Annotated in this window: 21 protein-coding genes; 17 read left to right on the top strand and 4 right to left on the bottom strand. The window is 58.9% G+C overall.

The features are described from left to right. Window positions 1–21 precede the first annotated feature (21 nt). The 6 genes from melA to ACQZ63_RS12120 all read left to right on the top strand — a co-directional run bounded on the left by melA (window position 22) and on the right by ACQZ63_RS12120 (window position 7,821). Entirely contained in the window at window positions 22–1,395 is a 1,374-nt protein-coding gene (gene melA, locus ACQZ63_RS12145; protein WP_035200672.1) for an alpha-glucosidase/alpha-galactosidase, read from the top strand. Between the two features lie 361 nt (window positions 1,396–1,756). Next, complete coding sequence (locus ACQZ63_RS12140; protein ID WP_004431283.1) at window positions 1,757–2,821, top strand: HlyD family secretion protein; 1,065 nt, start codon at window positions 1,757–1,759, stop codon at window positions 2,819–2,821. Window positions 2,822–2,832: 11 nt separating this feature from the next. Then, entirely contained in the window at window positions 2,833–5,607 is a 2,775-nt protein-coding gene (rbbA, locus tag ACQZ63_RS12135; protein WP_076845614.1) for a ribosome-associated ATPase/putative transporter RbbA, read from the top strand. Beyond that, complete coding sequence (locus tag ACQZ63_RS12130; protein WP_065705613.1) at window positions 5,604–6,722, top strand: ABC transporter permease; 1,119 nt, start codon at window positions 5,604–5,606, stop codon at window positions 6,720–6,722. Before rbbA ends, ACQZ63_RS12130 begins: the two co-directional genes overlap by 4 nt. 135 nt (window positions 6,723–6,857) lie before the next feature. Further along, entirely contained in the window at window positions 6,858–7,460 is a 603-nt protein-coding gene (locus ACQZ63_RS12125; protein WP_448799195.1) for a hypothetical protein, read from the top strand. A 214-nt stretch (window positions 7,461–7,674) separates the two neighbouring features. Then, on the top strand, window positions 7,675–7,821 hold the full coding sequence (locus tag ACQZ63_RS12120; protein WP_004431290.1) for a DUF1127 domain-containing protein: 147 nt from the start codon (window positions 7,675–7,677) through the stop codon (window positions 7,819–7,821). A gap of 442 nt (window positions 7,822–8,263) precedes the next feature. Here the strand turns inward: ACQZ63_RS12120 and ACQZ63_RS12115 are convergent, their stop codons facing one another. Then, window positions 8,264–8,707, bottom strand: coding sequence for a response regulator (locus tag ACQZ63_RS12115; RefSeq protein WP_004431292.1), 444 nt, complete (start codon window positions 8,705–8,707; stop codon window positions 8,264–8,266). A 378-nt stretch (window positions 8,708–9,085) separates the two neighbouring features. Between ACQZ63_RS12115 and ftsZ the strand changes: the two genes are divergently transcribed. The 3 genes from ftsZ to ACQZ63_RS12100 all read left to right on the top strand — a co-directional run bounded on the left by ftsZ (window position 9,086) and on the right by ACQZ63_RS12100 (window position 12,023). Further along, window positions 9,086–10,048 (top strand): cell division protein FtsZ, encoded by a 963-nt coding sequence (ftsZ, locus tag ACQZ63_RS12110; protein ID WP_019566702.1) that lies wholly within the window; start codon window positions 9,086–9,088, stop codon window positions 10,046–10,048. Window positions 10,049–10,250: 202 nt separating this feature from the next. Then, window positions 10,251–10,949, top strand: a complete 699-nt coding sequence (locus tag ACQZ63_RS12105; RefSeq protein ID WP_004431295.1) for a GntR family transcriptional regulator — start codon at window positions 10,251–10,253, stop codon at window positions 10,947–10,949. Window positions 10,950–11,057: 108 nt separating this feature from the next. Then, window positions 11,058–12,023, top strand: a complete 966-nt coding sequence (locus ACQZ63_RS12100) for a dihydrodipicolinate synthase family protein (RefSeq protein ID WP_013761087.1) — start codon at window positions 11,058–11,060, stop codon at window positions 12,021–12,023. A 112-nt stretch (window positions 12,024–12,135) separates the two neighbouring features. Here ACQZ63_RS12100 and ACQZ63_RS12095 read toward each other — a convergent pair whose 3' ends face one another. Continuing rightward, window positions 12,136–13,173, bottom strand: a complete 1,038-nt coding sequence (locus ACQZ63_RS12095; RefSeq protein WP_019566703.1) for an Ldh family oxidoreductase — start codon at window positions 13,171–13,173, stop codon at window positions 12,136–12,138. Between the two features lie 326 nt (window positions 13,174–13,499). Between ACQZ63_RS12095 and ACQZ63_RS12090 the strand changes: the two genes are divergently transcribed. The 7 genes from ACQZ63_RS12090 to ACQZ63_RS12060 all read left to right on the top strand — a co-directional run bounded on the left by ACQZ63_RS12090 (window position 13,500) and on the right by ACQZ63_RS12060 (window position 20,524). After that, window positions 13,500–14,306, top strand: coding sequence for an ABC transporter substrate-binding protein (locus tag ACQZ63_RS12090; protein WP_013761084.1), 807 nt, complete (start codon window positions 13,500–13,502; stop codon window positions 14,304–14,306). Window positions 14,307–14,377: 71 nt separating this feature from the next. Continuing rightward, window positions 14,378–15,043, top strand: coding sequence for an amino acid ABC transporter permease (locus ACQZ63_RS12085; RefSeq protein ID WP_111809841.1), 666 nt, complete (start codon window positions 14,378–14,380; stop codon window positions 15,041–15,043). A 12-nt stretch (window positions 15,044–15,055) separates the two neighbouring features. Then, window positions 15,056–15,709 (top strand): amino acid ABC transporter permease, encoded by a 654-nt coding sequence (locus ACQZ63_RS12080; protein ID WP_004431304.1) that lies wholly within the window; start codon window positions 15,056–15,058, stop codon window positions 15,707–15,709. Beyond that, window positions 15,702–16,424 carry an amino acid ABC transporter ATP-binding protein gene (locus ACQZ63_RS12075; protein ID WP_004431309.1) on the top strand — a complete coding sequence of 241 codons (723 nt, stop codon included), beginning with the start codon at window positions 15,702–15,704 and terminating at the stop codon, window positions 16,422–16,424. The genes ACQZ63_RS12080 and ACQZ63_RS12075 overlap by 8 nt, the downstream gene beginning before the upstream one ends. Beyond that, entirely contained in the window at window positions 16,424–17,665 is a 1,242-nt protein-coding gene (locus ACQZ63_RS12070; protein WP_448799194.1) for an NAD(P)/FAD-dependent oxidoreductase, read from the top strand. Before ACQZ63_RS12075 ends, ACQZ63_RS12070 begins: the two co-directional genes overlap by 1 nt. A gap of 110 nt (window positions 17,666–17,775) precedes the next feature. Beyond that, window positions 17,776–19,485 (top strand): cis-3-hydroxy-L-proline dehydratase, encoded by a 1,710-nt coding sequence (gene lhpI, locus ACQZ63_RS12065; RefSeq protein ID WP_448799193.1) that lies wholly within the window; start codon window positions 17,776–17,778, stop codon window positions 19,483–19,485. Window positions 19,486–19,495: 10 nt separating this feature from the next. Beyond that, on the top strand, window positions 19,496–20,524 hold the full coding sequence (locus tag ACQZ63_RS12060) for a trans-3-hydroxy-L-proline dehydratase (RefSeq protein ID WP_025594919.1): 1,029 nt from the start codon (window positions 19,496–19,498) through the stop codon (window positions 20,522–20,524). A 61-nt stretch (window positions 20,525–20,585) separates the two neighbouring features. Here the strand turns inward: ACQZ63_RS12060 and ACQZ63_RS12055 are convergent, their stop codons facing one another. Both ACQZ63_RS12055 and ACQZ63_RS12050 read right to left on the bottom strand, forming a co-directional pair. Beyond that, a complete protein-coding gene (locus ACQZ63_RS12055; protein ID WP_025594918.1) occupies window positions 20,586–21,608 on the bottom strand; it encodes a LacI family DNA-binding transcriptional regulator in 1,023 nt (340 codons plus the stop codon). A gap of 157 nt (window positions 21,609–21,765) precedes the next feature. Continuing rightward, window positions 21,766–22,086, bottom strand: coding sequence for a hypothetical protein (locus ACQZ63_RS12050; RefSeq protein ID WP_004431319.1), 321 nt, complete (start codon window positions 22,084–22,086; stop codon window positions 21,766–21,768). A gap of 297 nt (window positions 22,087–22,383) precedes the next feature. On the opposite strand from ACQZ63_RS12050, the gene ACQZ63_RS12045 reads away from it, so the two are divergent. Continuing rightward, window positions 22,384–23,187 carry a transporter substrate-binding domain-containing protein gene (locus ACQZ63_RS12045; RefSeq protein WP_173997801.1) on the top strand — a complete coding sequence of 268 codons (804 nt, stop codon included), beginning with the start codon at window positions 22,384–22,386 and terminating at the stop codon, window positions 23,185–23,187. Window positions 23,188–23,236 lie beyond the last annotated feature (49 nt).

Genomic DNA, 23,236 nt, shown 5'->3' with positions numbered 1-23,236 from the left:
TTCAAGATGCCGGAGGCAAATATGGCACGAGATCCCAAGATCACATTTATCGGCGCAGGTTCCACGGTGTTCATGAAGAACATCATCGGCGACGTGCTGCAACGTCCGGCCCTTTCCGGCGCAACGATCGCGCTGATGGACATCAACCGCGAAAGGCTGGAAGAAAGCGCCATCGTCGTCAACAAGCTGATTTCGACGCTCGGGGCAAAGGCGAAAGCCGAGACTTTTACAGACCAGAAAAAGGCGCTCGCCGGTGCCGATTTCGTCGTCGTCGCCTTCCAGATCGGCGGATACGAGCCCTGCACAGTCACCGATTTCGAGGTGCCGCGTAAATATGGCCTGCGCCAGACCATTGCCGATACGCTTGGTGTCGGCGGCATCATGCGGGGCCTGCGCACCGTGCCGCATCTGTGGAAGATTTGCGAGGATATGCTCGCCGTCTGCCCCAATGCGATCATGCTGCAATATGTCAACCCGATGGCGATCAACACCTGGGCGATTGCGGAGAAATACCCGACAATCCGGCAGGTCGGCCTTTGCCATTCGGTGCAGGGCACGGCCATGGAACTCGCCCATGACCTCGATATTCCCTACGAGGAAATCCGCTATCGTTCGGCCGGCATCAACCACATGGCGTTTTTCCTGGAATTCGAGCACCGCCAGCCTGATGGCAGCTACAAGAACCTCTATCCCGATCTCGTACGAGGCTATCGCGAAGGCCGTGCGCCGAAGCCCGGCTGGAACCCGCGCTGCCCCAACAAGGTGCGGTACGAGATGCTGACGCGTCTCGGCTACTTCGTTACCGAAAGTTCCGAGCATTTCGCCGAATACACACCCTATTTCATCAAGGAGGGGCGCGAGGACCTGATCGAGAAATTCGGTATTCCGCTCGATGAATATCCCAAGCGCTGCATCGAGCAGATCGAGCGCTGGAAGGGGCAGGCGGCGGCCTATCGCTCAGCCGAAAAGATCGAGGTCAAGCAATCCAAGGAATATGCCTCCTCCATCATCAACTCGGTCTGGACCGGCGAACCGTCTGTCATCTACGGCAACCAGCGCAACAATGGCTGCATCACCTCGCTGCCATCAGATTGCGCGGCGGAAGTGCCCTGCCTTGTCGATCATAACGGCGTGCAACCAACCTTCATCGGGGAATTGCCGCCGCAGCTGACCGCGCTGATGCGCACAAACATCAACGTGCAGGAGCTGACGGTGCGGGCGCTGATGAGCGAAAACCGTGAGCATATCTTCCACGCGGCGATGATGGACCCGCATACGGCAGCGGAACTCGATCTCGACCAGATCTGGTCGCTGGTGGACGATCTTCTTGTCGCGCACCGGGACTGGTTGCCGGAATGGACGCAGGTGGAGATGAAGCGGGCGCGGGCGGTGTAAGGAACGCAACGGCTGCGTTGACGGCAGGCTGGCGCACCTTGCGTGGCGTTCGCCGGTTGTCATTCCGCTATAGATTTAACGTCATCCTCGGGCTCGTCCCGAGGAACCAACCACCTAGCAGAAAATGATAGCTAGCAGATGCTCGGGACAGGGCCGAGCATGACGAAGTGGGTTTTAGTCCTTCATCCACTTGACGTGTGTCAAAGCCTCGAAGCGCTCCCTCACCTAAACAGTCCCTAGCAACCTGTCTTCTCGCTCCAATATGGGAAATATCAGGTGGGATTTATGAACGTAAAGGTGGCTGGCTTCTTCGGTTTTATCGTATTACGGTTGAAACTCGAAGGGTTCATGGGGAAGACGGATGTCTAAAAAAGGCTTGCTCATTGGTCTGGCGGTTGGGGTTATTGCCGTTGCTGCCTATTTCGCCTGGTCGAAGTTGACGGCAGAGGGTCTGCCCTCCGGTTTCGTTTCCAGTAACGGCCGGATCGAGGCGGTCGAGATCGATATTTCCACCAAAACCGCCGGCCGTCTTCAGGACATCATGGCGCGCGAAGGCGATTTCGTGAAGGCAGGGCAGGTGCTTGCCCAGATGGATACTGCCCAGCTGGAGGCCAAAAAGCGTCAGGCGGAAGCGCAGCTTCGTCGCGCAAAGATCGCAATCGATACCGCCCATAGCCTCGTTGCCCAGCGGGAGGCGGAAAAGACCTCGGCGCTTGCGGTGGTGGAACAGCGCAAGGCCCAACTTGATTCGGCGTCCAAGACCTATGCGCGCTCAAGACAGCTGTTGACCGGCAATGCCGTGTCGCAGCAGATCGTCGATGACAGTGAGGCGGCAGAACAGTCCGCCCGCGCCACTCTTGCCTCGGCGCAGGCCTCGCTTGCCGCCTCTGATGCGGCAATCAACGCCGCCAAGGCACAGATCGTCGATGCGGAAGCGGCTGTCGATGCCGCGCAGGCCGATATTGAGAGCATCGAGACAGACATAGCCGATGCGACGCTGAAATCACCCCGCGACGGCCGTGTGCAATATCGCATCGCCCAGCCCGGCGAGGTGCTTTCCGCCGGCGGGCGGGTTCTCAACCTCGTCGATCTCGGTGACGTCTACATGACGTTCTTCCTGCCCACGGCTGAGGCTGGCCGTACATCCATGGGCTCGGATGTGCGCCTGATACTGGACGCAGCGCCGCAATATACCATTCCCGCCAAGGTTTCCTTCGTCGCCGATGTGGCGCAATTCACGCCAAAGACGGTGGAAACCGAGGAGGAGCGCCAGAAGCTTACCTTCCGGGTGCGGGCGCAAATTCCGCAGGAGCTGCTGCAGAAATATATTCAGTATGTCAAAACCGGTCTTCCCGGCATGGCCTATGTCCGGCTTGATCCGCAGGCCGTCTGGCCGGAGAATCTCGAACGCAATCTTGTGAAGTGAGAGTGGCCGCGATGGTCACACCCTCCGCGACGAATACTAAAAATCCCGGCGCGCCAGTCGCGCGGTTGACGGATGTACGGCTGGCGTTTGGCAGCACGGTTGCGCTTGCCGATATATCGGTCGAAATTCCCGCCGGACGGATGATCGGCCTTATCGGGCCTGACGGTGTCGGCAAGTCCAGCCTCCTCTCTCTGGTTTCCGGCGCCCGGGCCATACAGAAAGGCAAGGTGGAGGTCCTCGGCGGCGATATGTCCGATCCGCGCCACCGCGAGGATACTTGCCCGCGCATCGCCTATATGCCGCAGGGCCTCGGCAAGAACCTCTATCCAACCCTCTCGGTCTTCGAAAATATCGACTTTTTTGGCAGGCTGTTCGGGCAGGACGGCAGGGAGAGAAAGGCACGCATTGCCGAGTTGCTGAAGAGCACCGGCCTTGAACCTTTTGCCGACCGGCCGGCAATGAAGCTTTCCGGCGGCATGAAGCAGAAGCTCGGGCTCTGCTGTGCGCTGATCCACGATCCTGACCTGCTCATTCTCGATGAGCCGACGACGGGTGTCGATCCGCTGTCGCGCCGGCAATTCTGGGAGCTGATCGATTCCATCCGCGCCGGTCGTCCGGGTATGAGCGTGATTGTCGCTACGGCCTATATGGAAGAGGCCGCCGGTTTCGACTGGCTGGTCGCCATGGATGGCGGCAAAATTCTTGCCACCGGCTCGCCCACCGAGTTGCTCTACCGCACCTCCGCCGCCAATCTCGATGCAGCCTTCATCGCGCTTCTTCCGGAAGAAAAGCGTAAGGGTTACCACGAGGTGAATATCGCGCCGCGCACGGTGACCGGCGAGGGCGATTATGCCATTGAGGCCTCGCATCTGAGCATGCGTTTCGGTGATTTTACCGCCGTCGACAATGTCAGCTTCAAAATTCCGTGTGGCGAGATTTTCGGTTTTCTCGGCTCGAACGGCTGCGGGAAATCCACCACCATGAAGATGCTGACCGGTCTTCTGGCCGCCAGTGAAGGCGAGGCGAAGCTATTCGGCCACGAGGTGGATGCCAGCGACATGGCGATCCGCCACCGCGTCGGCTACATGAGCCAGGCCTTTTCGCTCTATTCCGAACTCACGGTGCGACAGAACCTCGATCTTCACGCGCGGCTGTTCAAGCTGCCGGAAGCGACCATTCAGCCGCGCATCGCCGAGATGGCAGAGCGCTTTGATCTCGGCACGGTCATGGACACGCTGCCGGACGACCTACCGCTCGGCATCCGGCAAAGACTGTCGCTTGCGGTGGCGATGATCCATTCTCCTGACATTCTCATCCTCGATGAGCCGACCTCAGGCGTCGATCCCGTGGCGCGGGACGGGTTCTGGCAAATCCTAGCCGATCTCTCCCGCAACGATAATGTCACCATCTTCATCTCCACCCATTTCATGAATGAGGCGGAGCGTTGCGATCGGATTTCGCTGATGCATGCCGGCAAGGTGTTGATAAGCGATACGCCTGACGCGATCACCAAAAGCCGTAATGCCGCAACGCTGGAAGAGGCTTTCGTCGCCTATCTCGAGGATGCCTCGGGTGTCAAAAAGGCGGAACCTTCAATAGCGCCCGCTCCGGCAACGGAGGTGGTCCCGACGCAGCATGTTGCACCAGCCCGCAAACGGTTTTTCGATGTCAGGCGCATGTTCAGCTATACGCGCCGCGAGGCGCTGGAACTGCAACGCGATCCCATTCGCGGCACTTTAGCGGTTCTTGGCAGCGTCATCCTGATGTTCGTGATCGGATACGGCATCAATCTCGATGTTGAGGACCTGACCTTCGCGGTACTGGACCGCGACGATTCCACCATCAGCCGCGATTATGTGCTCGATATAGCCGGTTCCCGTTACTTCATCGAGAAAATGCCGATCCGCGACTATGCGGATATGGACCGGCGCATGCGTGACGGGGAACTCAGCCTTTCCATTGAAATTCCACCCGGTTTCGGCCGCGATGTGCTGCGCGGCAAGACGGTGGAGGTCGGCGCTTGGATCGATGGCGCCATGCCGCAACGGGCAGAAACCGTGCGCGGTTACGTGCAGGGCATGCACCAGACATGGTTGGCGCGCAAGGCGAGCGAAATCTATGGCAATGCAGCGACGCAAAGCAGCTTCAGCATCGAAACGCGCTATCGTTACAACCCCGATGTCAAGAGCCTCGTCGCCATGGTGCCGGCGGTCATTCCGCTGCTGCTGATGCTCATTCCCGCTATGCTGGCGGCGCTCAGCGTCGTTCGGGAAAAAGAACTTGGCTCGATCGTCAATCTTTACGTGACGCCGACCACGCGGCTGGAATTCCTGATCGGCAAACAGCTTCCTTATGTGGCGCTCGGCATGCTCAATTTCCTGCTCTTGACGGCATTTGCGATCTTCATCTTCCGGGTGCCGTTTACCGGGAGTTATCTCGCTTACGCGACGGGCGCTTTACTCTTCGTCATCATCGCCACATCCATCGGGCTCGTCATGTCTTCCTTCATGAAGAGCCAGATCGCGGCGATCTTCGGCACGGCCCTGTTGACGCTCATTCCGGCCACACAATACTCGGGCATGATCGATCCCGTTTCGTCGCTGCAGGGGGCGGGGGCCTTTATCGGCAATATCTATCCCGCCACCTATTTCATGACGATCTCACGCGGCACCTTCTCCAAGGGGCTGGATTTCGACGGTCTTTCGGGTTCCTTTCTGCCGCTTCTCATCGCCATTCCGCTGCTGCTCATCGCTGGTGCTACTCTTTTGAGGAAACAGGCGTCATGAGTTTGTTTTCATCCAACATCTTCCAGCTCGGCATCAAGGAACTGCGCGGGCTTGCGCGTGATGGCATGTTGTTGCTGCTGATCGTTTACGCTTTCACGCTGCAAATCTACACCGGTTCCAGCGCGTTGCCCGAAACCCTAAACAACGCCGCCATCGCCATTGTTGATGAGGATCAGTCGCCGCTTTCCGGTCGCATCAGCACGGCGTTTTATCCGCCCTATTTCGCGCCGCCGAAGCAGATTTCCATTGCTGAAATGGACAAGCGCATGGATGCAGGGCTCGACACCTTTGCGCTCAACATTCCGCCGGATTTCCAGCGTCAGCTAATGGCCGGGCAGTACCCTGCCATCCAGCTCAATATCGATGCCACTCGCATGAGCCAGGCCTTCAGCGGCGGCGGTTACGTGCAGAACATCGTGACGAGCGAAGTTGAGGAATATGTCAACCGCTATCGCGGCGCGACGACGGTGCCAGTCGATCTGACGCTGCGTTCTCGTTTCAACCCTGAACTGGACAAATCCTGGTTCGGCTCGATCAACAATATCATCACCGCCATCACCATGCTGTCGATCGTGCTGACGGGCGCGGCGCTCATTCGCGAGCGTGAACATGGAACGGTCGAGCATCTGCTCGTCATGCCGGTCACGCCGCTGGAAATCATGCTCAGCAAGGTCTGGTCCATGGGCCTTGTCGTGTTGGTGGCCTCGGCATTTTCCCTTTTCGTTGTCGTCAAGGGGCTGCTCGCTATTCCCATCGAAGGCTCGCTCTCCCTTTTCCTACTTGGAACGGCGTTGCAGCTCTTTGCGATGACCTCGATGGGTATATTCCTGGCAACAGTGGCGGGTTCCATGCCGCAATTCGGCATGTTGCTGATCTTGTTCCTGCTGCCGCTGCAGGTGCTGTCCGGCGCCATGACGCCGCGCGAAAGCATGCCGGATATCATCCAGTACCTCATGCTGCTCGCACCCAACACTCATTTCGTAATTCTGGCGCAATCGGTGCTTTTCAGGGGGGCGGGGCTGGATGTGGTCTGGCCGCAATTGCTGGCGCTGCTTGCGATAGGCTCTGCACTCTTCATTTTTGCGCTTCGCCGCTTCCGGCGGTTCCTGCGCTGACCGGCGGACATTAGCCCGTTTTCCAGCATTTGCGAACGAGTTGAATTAATTGTGTTCGGTAACGGTATGTTCGCCCTCCGGGAATATGCCTATGAGGACGGTTGGGTAAAAGAGGGCTTTGTTGAGGAGTAGCAAATGAATATCGCAGGACGTCTGTCACTCACGGCCATGATCGCACTGGCCACGACACCATCCCTCGCATCGGAGGATATGGCTTCGCAGACGAGTGAAGCGATATTTGGTTTCGGTGGTGTTTTAACGAAAGAAGACATGTTGAAAAGCGCTGCCCTCGTTCCCGTGGAATACGAAAAGAATGCCATTCTGGGTGGCGGTTATCAGTTCTATCCCTATCGCATCGGCAATGTGAAGCTGGGCGGTGAAATCGGCGTTGCCGTCAGGTTTGGCAAGGGGTTCACCGGTGAAGTCTGGGCAGGGCCTGTCGCGCGTTATGACAAGATCAGGCTCGGGGAACGGTTGTTCGTTTCGCCGAGTTTCACGGCGGGTCTGAGCCTCGTCTCGGATGCGCAGCCGGGGCGGGAGAGGCAAGAAGAAATCAAGGACAACGGCAACGCCAATGTCCTGTTTTACCTCGGCCCGGAAATCAACGTTTCCTTCAGCGAAGAAACCTCGACGGAGTTCTTCTGGCGGCTTCACCACCGTTCCGGCGGCGGCAAGACGCTGGGCAATATGAAGGGCGCGACGAATGCCAATGTGTTTGGCGTTCGCTACAAGTTCTGACGACGGGGTGTCGGTAGTGGCCCCCGATATGACTGAATTTACGCCATACTTCTGTTTTTCCGCGCCCCTCGGAGGATGACCCTTGAACTCAGCGCATGGGTGGCCTGCCTTATTCTGTCTGTTCTTTGGTCCCGACAAGGCGCATATAAGGGACATCAAAGGACGCCGGAACGAAACGTTACTGACGTCGCCAACACCTTGAAAGGGTAATGTCATGAACGTAGCACGCAGCTTTAATAACTGGCGCAAGTATCGTCAGACCGTCAACGAACTGGGCCGCATGAGCAGCCGCGAACTGCACGATCTCGGTATCGACCGTAGCCAGATCAACAGCGTCGCCCGCGCCGCCGTCGGCAAGTAATCAGGCAGCTATTGCCGCTTTTGAATGACTAAACGCCCGCTTCGCGGGCGTTTTTGTTTTTGGCGAACCGTCGACGCTTGTGTCTCCCACGGGGCATGCCGTGCAAAGGCGAAAATCAGCCTGTTGCATTGATGTTTCGGGTCGGAAAAATCGCCATGCGTTTGATGCATGTCTGAGGTGCAAGCTTGTGTCTGTGAAATGCAGAAAAAAATGATATCTTCAAATCATCGAAACGGATGTACCTCCTCCCACATTCTTTCGGTAATGCGGGTGATCCTACTCCTCCTCCCAAGGATTGCCCCGGGGACAGCGGTTTCCTCCTCCCATATCGCTGTTCAATCTTTCAAGAAGCCTGCCGCACCTCCTCCCGCGGCAGGCTTTTTTGTTTTCAGCGCCGGGCGCCGTTTTCAGGCAACCCGCTTTTTATCTCCACGAGAATGGTTCAGTCGAAAGCCATCATGCCGATGGGCGTAACGGCACGGGTGCCCGCGCGCTTGGCAAGTGCGTAGGAAAGGCACTGTTCCACGGCGTCCTGCGGCACAGGTTTTACGATAACGCCTGCGCCGATACCGAGATTGACCACCACTTCCGGATTTGCCGTCATGAAGATCACCACGACGCCGTGATCCTGCGAAAGCCGCCTCCCGATCTCCGGGCCGGTCTGGCCGTCGGCGAGATTGACGTCGACAAAGGCAATATCTGCGCGGCTGCCGAGTGCCACGGCCTGATCCAGCCGGTTGGCGATGCCGATGACGTCAGCTTCCTCTTCCGCCTGCATAATGGAATCTTCGATATCCATCGCGATGAGAAATTCGTCCTCCACGATCAGCACACGCGGTTGTTCCGTGCGGAAACCCGGTTCGTTTTGCAGGATGTATGCGGACATATGACTGCCTCCATTCCATGCGCTTTAGCGCGGTCGGAAGGCAAACACCTGCCGAAGCAACTCGTTCCAAAGTGAGATAAACATGGTGAATACAGTGTAAACGGACCGGCTTTTCGGCTATCACCTCTAGATAGCGAAGCAGTTGATTCGGTTTGGTTTTCATCCGGGGAAGGGGTCGGAGACAGTCGCCGTAGCGCATCTTTCGCCCCTGGAGCACAAGCCTTTAGCCGCAAGCGGGGCAAAGGCTTGCATGCAAATTCAAAGCGTTACAGCGTCCTTCACGCGCCAGGAAGGACATGCAGGAACGTTGCCGATCATTCGCGTGCCGCGGTTAAAAAACGGCGCGAGACCCTATGAGTTTAGAAAGAGAATAAGACGATGACCCAGTCTCCGCGCGCTCCAATCGCCCGCAATACGCCCAATATCGCTGTTATCGGCGTCGGTGGCGGCGGCGGAAACGCGATCAACAACATGATCGACGAGGGCATCGGCGGCGTTGATTTCATCGCCGCCAACACGGATGCGCAGGCGCTGAAGAAAACCAACGCGCCAAGGCTCGTGCAACTCAGCTCCGAACTTACAGGCGGGCTGGGTGCCGGGGCTGATCCGGAGGTTGGCCGGCAGGCGGCAATCGATTCGCTTGACGAGATCATGGATCACCTCAACGGTTACGACATGTGCTTCATCACCGCCGGTATGGGCGGCGGTACCGGCACCGGTGCTGCGCCCGTCATCGCGGAAGCGTGCCGTGCGAAGAACATCTTGACCGTCGGTGTCGTCACCCTGCCGTTCAGCTTCGAGGGCGCGCGCCGCATGCGTGCTGCCGAATATGGTTTCGCCAATCTGCTTAATACCGCCGATACCGTCATCGTCATTCCCAACCAGAACCTGCTGCGTATTGCGGATGCCGGCACGACCTTTGAAAGTGCCCTGAAGACGGCGGACAAGGTCCTGTCCCTCGGCGTGCGCTGCATTACCGATCTCATCCTGCGCGAAGGCCTGGTCAATCTCGACTTCGCCGATGTGCGTTACGTCATGAAGAATGGCGGACGCGCGCTTATGGGCACGGCGCAGGCCAAGGGTCCAAAACGCGCTTCGGAAGCGGCAGCAGCCGCCATCGCCAACCCGCTGCTCGGCGAACCGTCGCTGAAGGAGGCACGCGGCGCACTTGTGTCGATTTCCGGCGGTAACGACCTGACGCTTTACGAGATCGACGAGGCGATGACGCTTGTGCGCGAGGCAGTCAGCGAAGAGACCGATGTGGTGATGGGCGCGTCCTTCGATCCGACGCTGGACGGCGCTTTCAAGATTTCCGTCGTGGCCACCGGCCTGCGTAACTGAGGTCCCTACCTCGAAGCGGTGCTTTGTACAAAAGCAGCGATGTCACAAATTGAATTATTGAAGCCGTCGCGGGTAATTTTCGTGACGGCTTTTTGTTGTTTTTGAACAATTATTCCGCCATTCGAGGGGCAGGTGCTGCAACGCGGCGTTGATATGGAAAAAATATAATAGTACTCTTTATGTCGACAAGAGGGATTTGGTTATGACGGATATAATTGCTTCTGCCGAGCGTAAGCGTGGCTCCGGCGTGAAGATGGTCTACGATCTGCTGCGCGACGAGATTCTCGATCTGGTTCTGCCACCGGGTAGTCCAATCGATGAGGTGCAGCTTGCCGAGCGGTTCAAGATGTCGCGCACGCCCATTCGCGAAGCGCTGGTGCGGCTCTCGGGCGAGGGGCTGATCGATACGCTGCCGAACCGTTCGACCATGGTGTCGAACATCGATTTCCTCAATATGCATACCTATTTCGATGCGCTGGTGCTGATGTACCGGGTGACGACCCAGCTTGCTGCCCAATATCACCGTCCGGAAGATCTGGCCGGCATCCGCGCCCATAATGCGGAATTTGCCATTGCGGTGGAAGAGCAAGACGCGCTGGCGATGATTTCCACCAATGCGGCCCTGCACCTTTCCATCGCCGAAGCCGGGCGCAACCCCTATTTCACCAGTCTGTTCAAGCGTCTGCTGGATGAGGGACGGCGCATCTTGCGGCTGTATTACCAGTCCTATGATGATCGCCTGCCGAAACGTTTCGTCGACGATCACGATGCGATCATAGCGGCGATCGCCGCGCGCGACACTGTTCTGTCCGAGAAACTGGCCCGCGAGCATGCCGAACAGATCGTGCAGCAGGTGCAGAAACTACTGGTGCGCAATGAGCGGCTGGAAATAAATCTGTAGCTTGTCGATTTCTTGTCGACAAATAAAATACAAGATTGTAATGTCCTTGTTGAAAGGGTGGCGCGGAGGTGCGTCCATTCCCGAAAAACTGTCCCTTAGGAGCTAGTAATGACGGCCAGCATTTTTTCCGGCGTGATTCCCGCCTTGATGACCCCCTGCAAAGATGATCGCACCCCCGATTTCGACGCGCTTGTCCGCAAGGGCAAAGAGCTGATCGCCGATGGCATGTCTGCCGTCGTGTATTGCGGTTCCATGGGCGACTGGCCGCTTCTTTCCGATGAGCAGCGCATGGAAGGCGTGGAACGTCTGGTGAAAGCCGGCATTCCGGTCATCGTCGGCACCGGCGCGGTCAACACGGCATCTGCCGTTGCGCACGCCGCCCATGCCCAGAAGGTTGGCGCAAAGGGCCTGATGGTCATTCCGCGTGTTCTTTCGCGCGGCTCGGTCATCGCTGCCCAGAAGGCGCATTTCAAGGCCATCCTTGCGGCCGCTCCCGAAACGCCCGCTGTCATCTACAACAGCCCCTATTACGGTTTCGCCACCCGCGCCGATCTCTTCTTCGCGCTGCGTGCGGAACACAAGAACCTCGTGGGCTTCAAGGAATTCGGTGGTCCGGCGGATATGCGTTACGCTGCTGAAAACATCACCAGCCGCGATGATGAAGTCACCCTGATGATCGGCGTCGATACTGCCGTTGTCCACGGCTTCGTCAATTGCGGCGCAACCGGCGCGATCACGGGCATCGGCAATGTCCTGCCGAAGGAAGTCATCCATCTCTGCAAGCTGTCGCAGGCCGCCGCCAAGGGCGATGCGGACGCCCGCGCCCGCGCGCTGGAACTGGAGCAGGCGCTCGCCGTCCTCTCCTCCTTCGATGAAGGCCCGGATCTGGTTCTCTATTTCAAGCACATGATGGTGCTGAAGGGCGACAAGGAATATACGCTGCACTTCAACGAGACCGATGCCCTCAGCGACAGCCAGCGCGGTTATGTCGAGGCGCAGTTCAAGCTGTTCAATAGCTGGTACGCCGACTGGAGCAAGCTTCCGGGTGCGGTTCAGGCCTGCAAGGCTGCCTGATTACTTTCTGCAGTGAAAAAGGCCCGCATTTGCGGGCCTTTTTTCGTTTTATGAGGTTCGATAGATATCCTTCGTCATGCCTGATTGGGTTCGGCATGACGAAGGACTGATGTCAGGAGACGGCGTCCATCCCCTGTTCCAGCAGCCGGTCGAGACCGGCGATTTCGGCGGCGGTCAAGGTGATGCCTTCGCTTTCCGATTTGGCGCGTGCAGTGAAGCGGCGGCCGGAGGGCAGGCGGGCACCTTGGCCGATAATGGCGTCGAACAGGATTTCCGCCCGCTGGAAAGGATCGCCCGGACGGCCCTTGGCGAAGGCTTCCGGGGAAAAGGCGACGATAAGCTCGCCATGGAACGGCGCAAGCGTTGTGGTTCCGAGATACTCCAGTACTTCAGGGCTGGTCAGGTCACCAATCATGATACCCGCGAGAAGCTCGATCATGGTGCCGATCGCCGAACCCTTGTGGCCGCCGAACGGAAGCATGGCGCCGGCAAGCGCAGCCTCTGGGTCGGTCGTCGGGTTTCCGTCGGCATCCACGGCCCAGCCTTCAGGCAAAGATTTGCCCGCGCGACGGTGCAGTTCTATCTCGCCGCGCGCCGCAACAGATGTCGCGAAATCAAAGACATAGGGTGAAGTGTTCTTACGGGGCCAACCGAAGGCGAAGGGGTTGGTGCCGAGCAGCGGCTTGGTTCCGCCAGTGGGGGCGACGGTGGAATAGCTCGGGCACATGACCAGACCCGCTAGACCGTTCGCTGTCAGCCCCTCGACTTCCGGCCAGAGCGCCGAGAAATGCGTACAGTCATTGATGACGAGCGCGGCGATGCCGGTGCGTTTCGCCCGCTCCACCAGAACAGGCAGGCCAAGCTCGAAAGCGGGGTTGGCAAAACCGCCATTGGCGCTGACTTTCACGATCGCTGTGCCGTCGTCTGCGGCCACCTCCGGCATCGCATCGGGCTTAACCTTGCCTGCCTTGACGGTGCGCAGGGCGCCTTCGATGCGGTAGATGCCGTGCGATTTGCAGGCGTCGCGCTCACCGGCAACAATAACCCGCGCAAGCGCTCCCGCCTGCACGGCATTGAGCCCCGCCTTGCGGAAAATAGCTTCGACCCGCTGAAAAAGCCCGTCGATGGTCAATGTGGTGTTGTCGCTCATCATAATCCTCCGATATTGGGCTCGCACATTTTGAATACATAAAGTATACAACGGTCATTCTATTGCAACTTGTCTTTTCGGCATTCTGCGTCCGGTGCCCATGCCTGCCACAAGCGCCGGGATGAGAGTAGGGCGGAACTGCCCAACCAGGGCGTCATTTTCACGTGCTCTCCGGTCCCGAATTGCAAGCTCGCTGCCGTAGCACTGTTCGCTGCTGCAAAAATTCTTTTTGTATACTCATTGTATTTTTATGTTGATTTATCGCCTCCATGGGGAAATAGTGACCTCGCCTTCAATGGCAGAGCAATTCTGGGAGCAAATCAACAATGAAAAAATCGGTCATCGTCGCCGGCCTGCTGGCCGCCACTTTCGCTATTACTCCGGCCAAGGCCGACAAGCTTGACGACATCATTTCGTCCGGTACGCTGCGCTGTGCGGTCGTGCTCGACTTCCCGCCCATGGGCGCGCGTGATGACGCCAACAACCCGATCGGCTTCGATGTCGATTATTGCAACGATCTCGCCAAGGCGCTCGGCGTCACGGCTGAAATCGTCGAGACACCTTTCCCGGAACGTATTCCGGCGCTGATGTCCGGCCGCGTCGATGTTGGCGTTGCCTCCACGTCCGATACGCTTGAGCGCGCCAAGACGGTTGGCATGACCGTGCCTTACTTCGCCTTCGAGATGGCAGTCACCGCCAACGACAAGTCCGGCGTCAAGTCCTTTGAGGACATGAAGGGCAAGACCGTCGGCGCGACTGCCGGTACGTTTGAAGCCATTGCGCTCGAAAAGACCGTCAAGGAATGGGGCGTAGGCGAGTTCCGTCCTTACCAGACGCAGGCCGATGTGTTCCTCGCGCTCAGCCAGGGCCAGATCGACGCCACCGTTTCGACCTCGACCGTTGCACAGGCCAACGTCAAGACCGGCAAATTTGCCGGCATCTCGGTGGTCGGCAAGGCACCTTATGACATCGATTATGTCGCTCTCTTCACCAACCGCGATGAATATGGCTTCATCAATTACCTGAACCTGTTCATCAACCAGCAGGTTCGCACCGGCCGTTACGCCGAACTTTACGGAAAATGGGTTGGCGGCGAAGTTCCTTCGCTCACCGTCAACGGCGTCTATCGCTGATCGGAACTTTTCCCAAACGGCGCGGTCGGATCGATCGCGCCGTTGATCGTTTCTGAAAAGGTGAGACGGTTATGTTCAATTATACATTCCACTGGAATCAGGCGCTGAAGGCTTTGCCGCAGTTGCTGGACGGTGCGCTGGTGACGCTGCAGATCGCGGTCCTGTCGATGGTGATCGGTCTTTCCTGCGCCATCGTGCTAACCCTGTTCCGGCTTTCCGGTAACCGGATATTGGGTGCCATTGCCGCCGTCTGGGTGGAAATCGCCCGCAACACGCCGGCGCTGTTCCAGATTTACATGGCCCATTTCGGCCTTGGCAATTTCGGCATTCATCTCAGCCCCTATACGGCACTTCTGGCCGGCATCGCCTTCAACAATGCGGGCTATCTTGCGGAGAACTTCCGTGGAGCGCTGAAGGCGATACCGGATACGCAAACGCGCTCCGGCCGTTCGCTCGGCATGACGTCGATGCAGACCTTCCGCCTCATCATCATGCCGCAGATGCTGCGCGTCGCCTTCCTGCCTGCCACCAACCAGATGGTCTGGGCAATCCTGATGACCTCGCTCGGTGTCACCGTCGGCATGAATACGGATCTTGCCGGTGTCACGCAGGCCTTGAACGCCCGTTCGTTCCGCACCTTCGAATTCTTCGCGCTTGCCGCGGTCATCTATTACGTGATCGCCAAGATCGTCACGCTTGCCGCCAGATTGCTGGCCGCTCGTCTGTTTCGTTACTGAGAGAGGTGCGCCATGTTTGAAACCGCTCTCACCTGGAGTGATCTTGCCTTCCTTGCCAAGGGCGCGGGGATGACGCTTGCCGTCACCGCCGTTGCCGTGACGGCTGGCACCCTCATGGGTATCATCTTCGGTGTCATCCGCTTCCAGCTCGGGGCCTATTGGTCGCTGCCGCTGACCTTCGTGCTGGATGTTTTCCGCTCCGTGCCGCTCCTCATCCAGCTGGTGCTTGGCAATGCCTTCCAGTCGATCGCCAAGCTCGGCTGGCCGCCATTTACCACCTCATGCGTGGTTCTGTCGCTTTATACGGCGGCCTACTGCACCGAGATCGTGCGTGGCGGCATCGAAGCGGTGCCGTCGAACACGCGCCGTGCCTGCCGTTCGCTCGGCATGACCTGGTCGCAGGACATGCGCTACATCGTGCTGCCGCTTGCAACTCGCGTGTCGTTGCCCGCCTGGATCGGCCTGACACTTGGCGTCATGAAGGATTCGGCGCTCGTGCTGTGGCTCGGACTTATCGAGCTTCTGCGTGCCTCGCAGATCCTCGTCACCCGCCTGCAGGAACCGCTGACCATTCTCATGATCTGCGGCGCCATCTATTTCCTTATCAGCTTCCCCATCGCCCGTTTCGGCGGGTATCTCGAAAGACGGTGGTCCCCCAATGATTGAGATCGAAAACGTCCGCAAATCCTTCGGCCCGCTGGAGGTTCTGAAAGGGATCAACCTGACGGTCAACAACGGCGAGGTCGTCACTATCATCGGTGGTTCCGGCTCCGGCAAGTCGACGCTGCTGACCTGCATCAACGGCCTGGAGCCGATCGATAGCGGCAAGATCGTCATCGACGGCACCGAGGTTCATGCCAAATCGACCGACCTCAACAAGCTGCGTCGCAAGGTCGGCATTGTCTTCCAGCAATGGAATGCCTTTCCGCATCTGACGGTGCTCGAAAACGTCATGCTGGCGCCCCGCAAGGTGCTTGGCATTTCGAAAGAGCAGGCCGAGGAAATCGCGGTCAAGCAACTGACCCATGTCGGTCTTGCCGAAAAGCTGAAGGTCTATCCGAACCGCATGTCTGGCGGTCAGCAGCAGCGTATGGCGATTGCCCGCGCTCTTGCCATGTCGCCGGAATATATGCTGTTCGACGAAGTCACCTCAGCGCTCGATCCGATGCTGGTGGGCGAAGTGCTCGATACGCTGAAGATGCTGGCCGACGAGGGCATGACGATGATCTGCGTCACCCATGAAATGGCCTTCGCCCGCGATGTGTCGAACCGTGTCGCCTTTTTCCATCAGGGCGTGATGGCGGAAATCGGCACGCCGGATCAGCTTTTCGGCGCGCCGCAGCACCCCGAGACGCAGAAATTCCTGTCGAGCGTGCGGTAATGTCTACAAACAATGTCATCGTCATAGGGGCCGGCGTTGTCGGCCTCTCGGCAGCTATTGCCGCGCAGGGACGCGGCCTTTCGGTCACGGTTATCGATCGCGAAGGCCCGGCGGCCGGCGCTTCCGCCGGTAACGCCGGTGCCTTCGCCTTCACCGATATCCTGCCGCTCGCATCCCCCGGCATTCTCTGGAAAGCGCCAAAGTGGCTTCTCGACCCGCTCGGGCCGCTCAGCGTACCGCCTGCCTATGCGCTGAAGATTGCACCATGGATGTTCCGGTTCTGGCGCGCCTGTGCCGCCTCGAAGGTTGAACATTCCACCGCCGCCCAGACGGCGCTGATGGACCTGTCGAAATCTGAACTTGAGCCGTTTCTCAGGAGAACCGACACGATTGCCATGCTGCGCAAGGAGGGCAATCTCCAGGTCTATGAAAGCGAAGCCGAATTCGAAGGCTCGCTTGCCGGCTGGAAGGCGCGCGAGCGTCATGGCATCGAGTTCCGGCACCTCAATGCCGAGCAGATGGCCGAGATACAGCCCGGCATCGCACCGCGTTTCACCTGCGGCACCTTCACGCCCGGCTGGCATTCCATCGCCGACCCGAAGCTCTATACGCTGGCTCTTGCCGAGCATTTCCGCAGCATCGGCGGTCGTATCGAACGTCTCGACATCGCAGCGCTCAGGCCGCTGGAAGACGGTGTGGAAGTGGTGAGCCATGACGGGCGCACTCGCAAGGCCGGCAAGGTGGTGCTGGCGGCGGGCGCATTTTCGCATCGCATTGCCCGTTCGCTTGGGGAAAAAATTCCGCTGGAAACGGAACGGGGGTATAATACCACCCTGCCTTCAGGCGCCTTCGATCTGCGCACGCAGGTGACCTTCGGCGGTCATGGTTTCGTCGTGACGCGGCTTTCGACCGGCATTCGCGTCGGCGGTGCAGTGGAGCTGGGCGGGCTCGAGCTTCCGGCCAATTTCGCCCGCTCCGAGGCGCTTCTCGCCAAGGCGGCAAGTTTTCTGCCAGGCCTGAAAACCGAAGGCGGCAAACAATGGATGGGTTTTCGCCCCTCGCTGCCCGACAGCCTGCCCGCGATTGGTGCGGCGCGCCACACGGCGCGGGTGGTCTATGCCTTCGGCCACGGCCATCTGGGGCTGACGCAATCGGCCGGCACGGCCCGCATCGTCGCCGATCTACTGACGGGGCAAAAACCCGCCATCGATACAAGGGCATTTTCGCCACAACGTTTCTAGAGAATTTTGGCTTTTCTCGGAAACGCAAAAATTCTCTTTTTTTTTTAGGCATTTTCCAGACGTAAAACCGCTACGCACTTTTACTGGAAATGTTTTTGGGGAGATTTTCGATGTCTTCTTCCGGTTCGACAACAGCCGTTCCTCAGGCGCGCAGCATCCTGCCGGGCGCGGCTGAAGGCGTGGTGATCTCCACGACTGAGGCGCTGAGTTTCTGGGGCGGTGTCGATCCCGCCACCGGCAAGGTGATTGACGTGCACCACCCGCTGCACGGCGTCTGTCTCACCGGCGGTGTGCTGTTCATGCCGTCAAGCCGTGGCTCCTGCACCGGTTCTGGCGTTTTGCTCGATCTCATCCTGACGGGCCGCGCACCCTCAGCGCTTGTCTTCTGCGAGGCCGAAGACGTGCTGACGCTCGGCGCGCTGATCGCTTCGGAAATGTTCGACAAGCCTTTGCCGGTAGTGCGCCTGGACGCGGAGAATTTCGAGCGGCTCTCCCAAGCCTCTCATGTGCGTATCGATGAAAATACCATTGAGGCTGACGGCGTTTCCCTCGCGATCGCGCCGCCTGCGACGACGCATCTCGATCTCAAGAATGACGACAGTGCAATGCTCGAGGGCCGCGACGGCATTGCCGTGCAGCAGGCCATGCGCATCATTGTCGCCATGGCCGCCCAGCAGGGGGCGTCAGCGCTCGTTGATGTTACGCAGGGTCATATTGACGGCTGCATTTATGCCAGCCCCGCCAATCTCACCTTTGCAGAGAAGATGGCGGAGATGGGCGCAAGCGTGCGCGTGCCGACGACCATGAACGCCATCTCGGTGGACAAGGCGCATTGGCGCGCGCAGGGCGTGCCGGAGGATTTCGGCGATCCCGCCGCAAGGCTGGCAGATGCCTATGTACGCATGGGCTGTCGCCCCACCTTCACCTGTTCGCCATATCTGCTCGACAGCGCGCCGCAGGCCGGCGACATGATCGCCTGGGCCGAATCGAATGCCGTGATTTTCGCAAATACGGTTCTCGGCGCACGCACGGCTAAACATCCGGATTTTCTCGATCTCTGCATTGCCTTGACGGGCAGGGCGCCATTGTCCGGCGTCTATCTTGAGGAAAACCGCCGACCGCAACGCATTGTCGATGTCGCTTTGCCTGAGGATATCAATGACGCCTTCTGGCCGCTCATCGGTTATCTCGCTGGCAAGGCAGCCCCCGATTGCATTCCGCTTCTGCGCGGTCTTGGCGCAGCAAAGCCTTCTCGGGATGATCTGAAGGCGCTCTGCGCCGCTTTCGGCACCACGTCTGCGGCTCCCATGCTGCATATCGAGGGCGTCACCCCGGAAGCGCGACTGGAGCCGGTCGAGACGGCGGAAACCGTCACAGTTTCGCTTGCTGATATGGCCGCAGGCTGGTCGCTTCTGAATGAGGGACCAGAGGATGTGCAACTGGTTGCCATCGGCAGCCCGCATGCCTCGCTGGAGGAATGCCGCGCGCTGGCGTCCGCCTTCAACGGACGCAGGCGTCATGCAAATGTTGTCGTCATCGTCACTGCCGGACAGCAGGTCATCGACGCAGCAGAACGGGACGGCACCCTGCAAAGCCTGCATGACAGTGGCGTCCAGGTACTGCCTGATCTCTGCTGGTGCTCGATTTCCGAACCGGTCTTTCCGACCAGGACGCGCGCGCTGATGACCAATTCGGGCAAGTACGCCCACTACGGCCCTGGACTCAGCGGTCGCGCGGTGCGTTTCGGCAGCCTTGCCGACTGTGTTGAAAGCGCACTGACCGGCCGTGCTATTTCCCGTCTTCCATCCTGGCTTTCCTGAGGAGCACTAAATGCGCAGTATCAAGACAGTTCACGTCATCTCCGCCCATGCGGAAGGCGAGGTGGGTGATGTGATCGTGGGCGGCGTCAGGCCGCCGCCGGGCGAGACGATCTGGGAACAGAGCCGTTTCATCGCCCGCGATGAGACCCTGCGCAATTTCGTGCTCAACGAGCCGCGCGGTGGCGTGTTCCGCCACGTCAATCTTCTGGTGCCGCCAAAACATCCTGACGCGGATGCCGCCTTCATCATCATGGAGCCGGAAGATACGCCACCCATGTCGGGCTCCAACTCCATCTGCGTTTCCACCGTGCTTCTGGATGGCGGTATCGTGCCAATGCAGGAGCCGGAAACCCATATGCTGCTTGAAGCGCCGGGCGGGCTTGTGAAGGTGCGTGCCGAATGCCGCAATGGCAAGGCCGAACGCATTTTCGTGCAGAACCTGCCAAGCTTTGCCGCGAAGCTCGATGTAGAGCTTGAGGTCGAGGGTCTCGGTACATTGAAGGTGGATACGGCCTATGGCGGCGACAGTTTCGTCATCGTCGACGCCGAGGCGATGGGCTTCAGCCTGAAGCCGGATGAAGCGCACGAGATTGCCCGTCTCGGCGTGCGCATCACCAATGCCGCCAACAAGGCTCTGGGTTTCGAGCATCCCGAAAACCCCGATTGGCGTCATTTTTCCTTCTGCCTGTTTGCGGGCAAGGTGGAGCGCACCGCTGAGGGCCTGCGGGCGGGTGCCGCCGTCGCCATCCAGCCTGGCAAGGTGGATCGCTCACCGACCGGTACGGCGCTTTCGGCGCGCATGGCGGTGCTGCATGCACGCGGTGAGATGAAAGAAGGCCAAACGCTGACGGCCGTGTCGCTCATCGGCTCCACCTTTACCGGTCGCATTCTGGGAACGACAACGGTGGGCGACCGCCCGGCCATCCTGCCGGAAATTTCCGGCCGCGGCTGGATCACCGGCATTCACCAGCACATGCTCGATCCTTCCGATCCGTGGCCGGAAGGATATCGTCTGACGGACACTTGGGGCGCTCGATAAGGACGATACACTGTGCTTACCTCATCCCTGTGACCAGCACAGGGATGAGGGAGGGAACGCCTCACCCGCCCACCCGCTTCGTCGTCTCGCGCACGATCAACTCGAACCCGACATCCACCCGCGCGCCTTCGGGAACGGCAGCGCCTTTTTCTGCTTCCAATATGGAAAGCAGCAATTCGCCCGCTTTTCGGCCGATCATCTGGGCGTCTACACGGATCGTTGAAATCGCCGGATAACATTGCCGGCCGATGTCGAAATCGCCGAAGCCGAGGATGGAAATCTGTTCGGGCACATGAATGCCGCGACGATGACACTCCATCAGTGCGCCGACGGCGGAAATATCGGAGACCGCGAAAATGCCTTCGACATCCGGCGCCTTCGCCAGCAACGAGCCGAGCGTTTTGGCCCCATGGTCGTAGGAGACTGGGGCGCTGCCCTCGCGGATGATGAGGTCGTCGGCAATGCCGGCTTCGCGAAGTGCAGCACCAAAACCGAGCAGACGGCTTTCGCCGCGCCAGTCCTTCACATCGCCATCCGCACGCGATCCCAGTGCGCCAATTCTCTTAAATCCAAGCGATATTAAATATTTGGCGGCGTTTCTTCCCACTTCGTAGTTGGAAAAGCCTACCGCATGGTCGATGGGATGTTCGGGAACGTCCCAGATTTCCACAATCGGGATGCCGGCGCGCATCAAAACTTCGCTCGCCATCTTGGTATGCACCGTTCCGGCAACGACTATGGCGTCGGGCCGGCGCTCCATCATGGTGCGGATGACGCGCTCCTCCTCCTGGAGATCGTACATGGTATAGCCGATCAGCAGTTGGTAGTCGGCGGCGCGCAGAGCATTGGCGAGCCCCTGTGCGCTGTCGGCGAAGTTGGAGTTGGTGAGCGTCGGCAGGATGGCGGTGATGAAATTGGTGCGCCGGGAAGACAGCGAACCGGCGATTCTATCTGGAACATAGCCCAGCTTCTCGATGGCCTTCATCACCTTCTGGCGCGTGTCCTCAGACACCAGCGCCGGATCGGCCAGCACCCGCGAAACGGTCATCTTGGAGACGCCCGCGAGTTTCGAGACGTCGCTCATGGTTGCTTTTTTTGACGTGACTAACGCTGCGGCCAAGGGCGTGCGCTCCACCAAAGCATGTCTCCCTGAATTAGAACCGGTTCAGGACAAGACATACACGAAGATATCAAGGGAAAGCACGCCGCATGATTGCAGATCGGTGCGGCGTGCACCGGATTTATGCGATGCGACGGTAGACGAGGTGATAGAAACGCCCGTCGCACATGCTCATCATCTCGTCCGTCAGCACCCGGCCTTCCAGTCTAACAGGCGAAACCAGCGCTTCTTCCACAGCCTCAATCGACGGATAGTCGATTTCCTGCACCATAATGATGGCCGCCGCGTCCGGGTCCGTACGCTCGGTGCGCATGACGCGCACGGCCTGCGCGTTCGGCATGCGTTTCCAGACCGGCAGAAGCTTTTCCTCGACAATGCGGAAAAACTCCTCCTCCCGACCGGCGTGGATCTTGCCTTCAAAAATTGCCGAGCGTGTATACATGGTTCCCTCCCGAATGAATGCCCGATGCAACAGTTCTGTAGATCGGACTTGCAATGATACCGATAACATGCATTATTGATCCTGCCAAGAACGCGAAATGGTGTCGACCAGAGGAAAATCGATAACCAGCCAAAATCATTGAATTTCATAGGGAATTCTAACGATTTTGGATCTTCGCGTCTTCTTGGGAGGAGTTTTTTGCAAATCGGGTTGAAATGTTATCGAGAACATTTTTCGGTTTGCGCAAAGGCCGCTGTTCCCTTGCGGACGGCAAATAAAAGGGTTGGAGGAGAAACCATGAGCATTTCCAGATTTTTGAAGAACATAACCGTCGCAGTCGGTGTTGCAGCAGCAACGCTTGCCGCGACCACTTCGGCCCATGCCGTCTCGCTCAGCGAGATCACCGCGCGGGGCAAGGTCAAGATCGGCGTTCTCACCGGCGCGCCGCCGATGGGTATGGTGGATGAGAAGGGCAATCCTTCCGGATATGACGTTGATGTCGCCAATCTGATCGGCTCTTACCTGTCGCTGCCGGTCGAACTGGTGCCGCTGACGCCGCCGGCCCGCATTCCGGCGCTCCAGACCGGCAAGGTCGATTTCCTTGTCGCGACGCTCGCCCCGACCGGTGAACGCGCCAAGACCGTCATGTTCACGCAGCCCTACAGCGCCTTCAACATGGACATCATCTCCGGCAAGGACCAGAAATTCGAAAATCTTGATAGCCTCAAGGGCAAGCGCGTTTCGGTCAATCGCGGTTCCTCGCAGGAAACCGCGCTGCGCAAGGCCAATGTCGAAGGTCTCGAAATCGTCGTCTACGAAGACGATTCCACCAGTGCCCAGGCTCTGCTTGCCGGTCAGGTGGATGCCGTCGCCCTGCCGTCCACGGTGGGTGAGGCGATCATCAAGCAGCGTCCGGAAGCCGGTCTGCAGGTCGGTTTCACCTTCTTCCAGCAGGGCAATTCCATGGCGACGAAGATTGAGGATTTCGAGCTGCGTCAGTGGCTTAACACCTCCATCTATCTCATGAAGATGTCGGGCGATCTCGACCGCATCTCGGTGAAGTGGACCGGCCGTCCGCTGCCGCAACTGCCAAGCTTCTGATTGAGCCATTCAACGCGCCCGCCGGGAGAAATTCCGGCGGGCCGGGAAA

The organism is Agrobacterium sp. CG160-95 (assembly GCF_053521725.1).
Note: the sequence above shows the minus strand (reverse complement) of the source record. Positions and strands in the feature narration are given on the sequence as shown.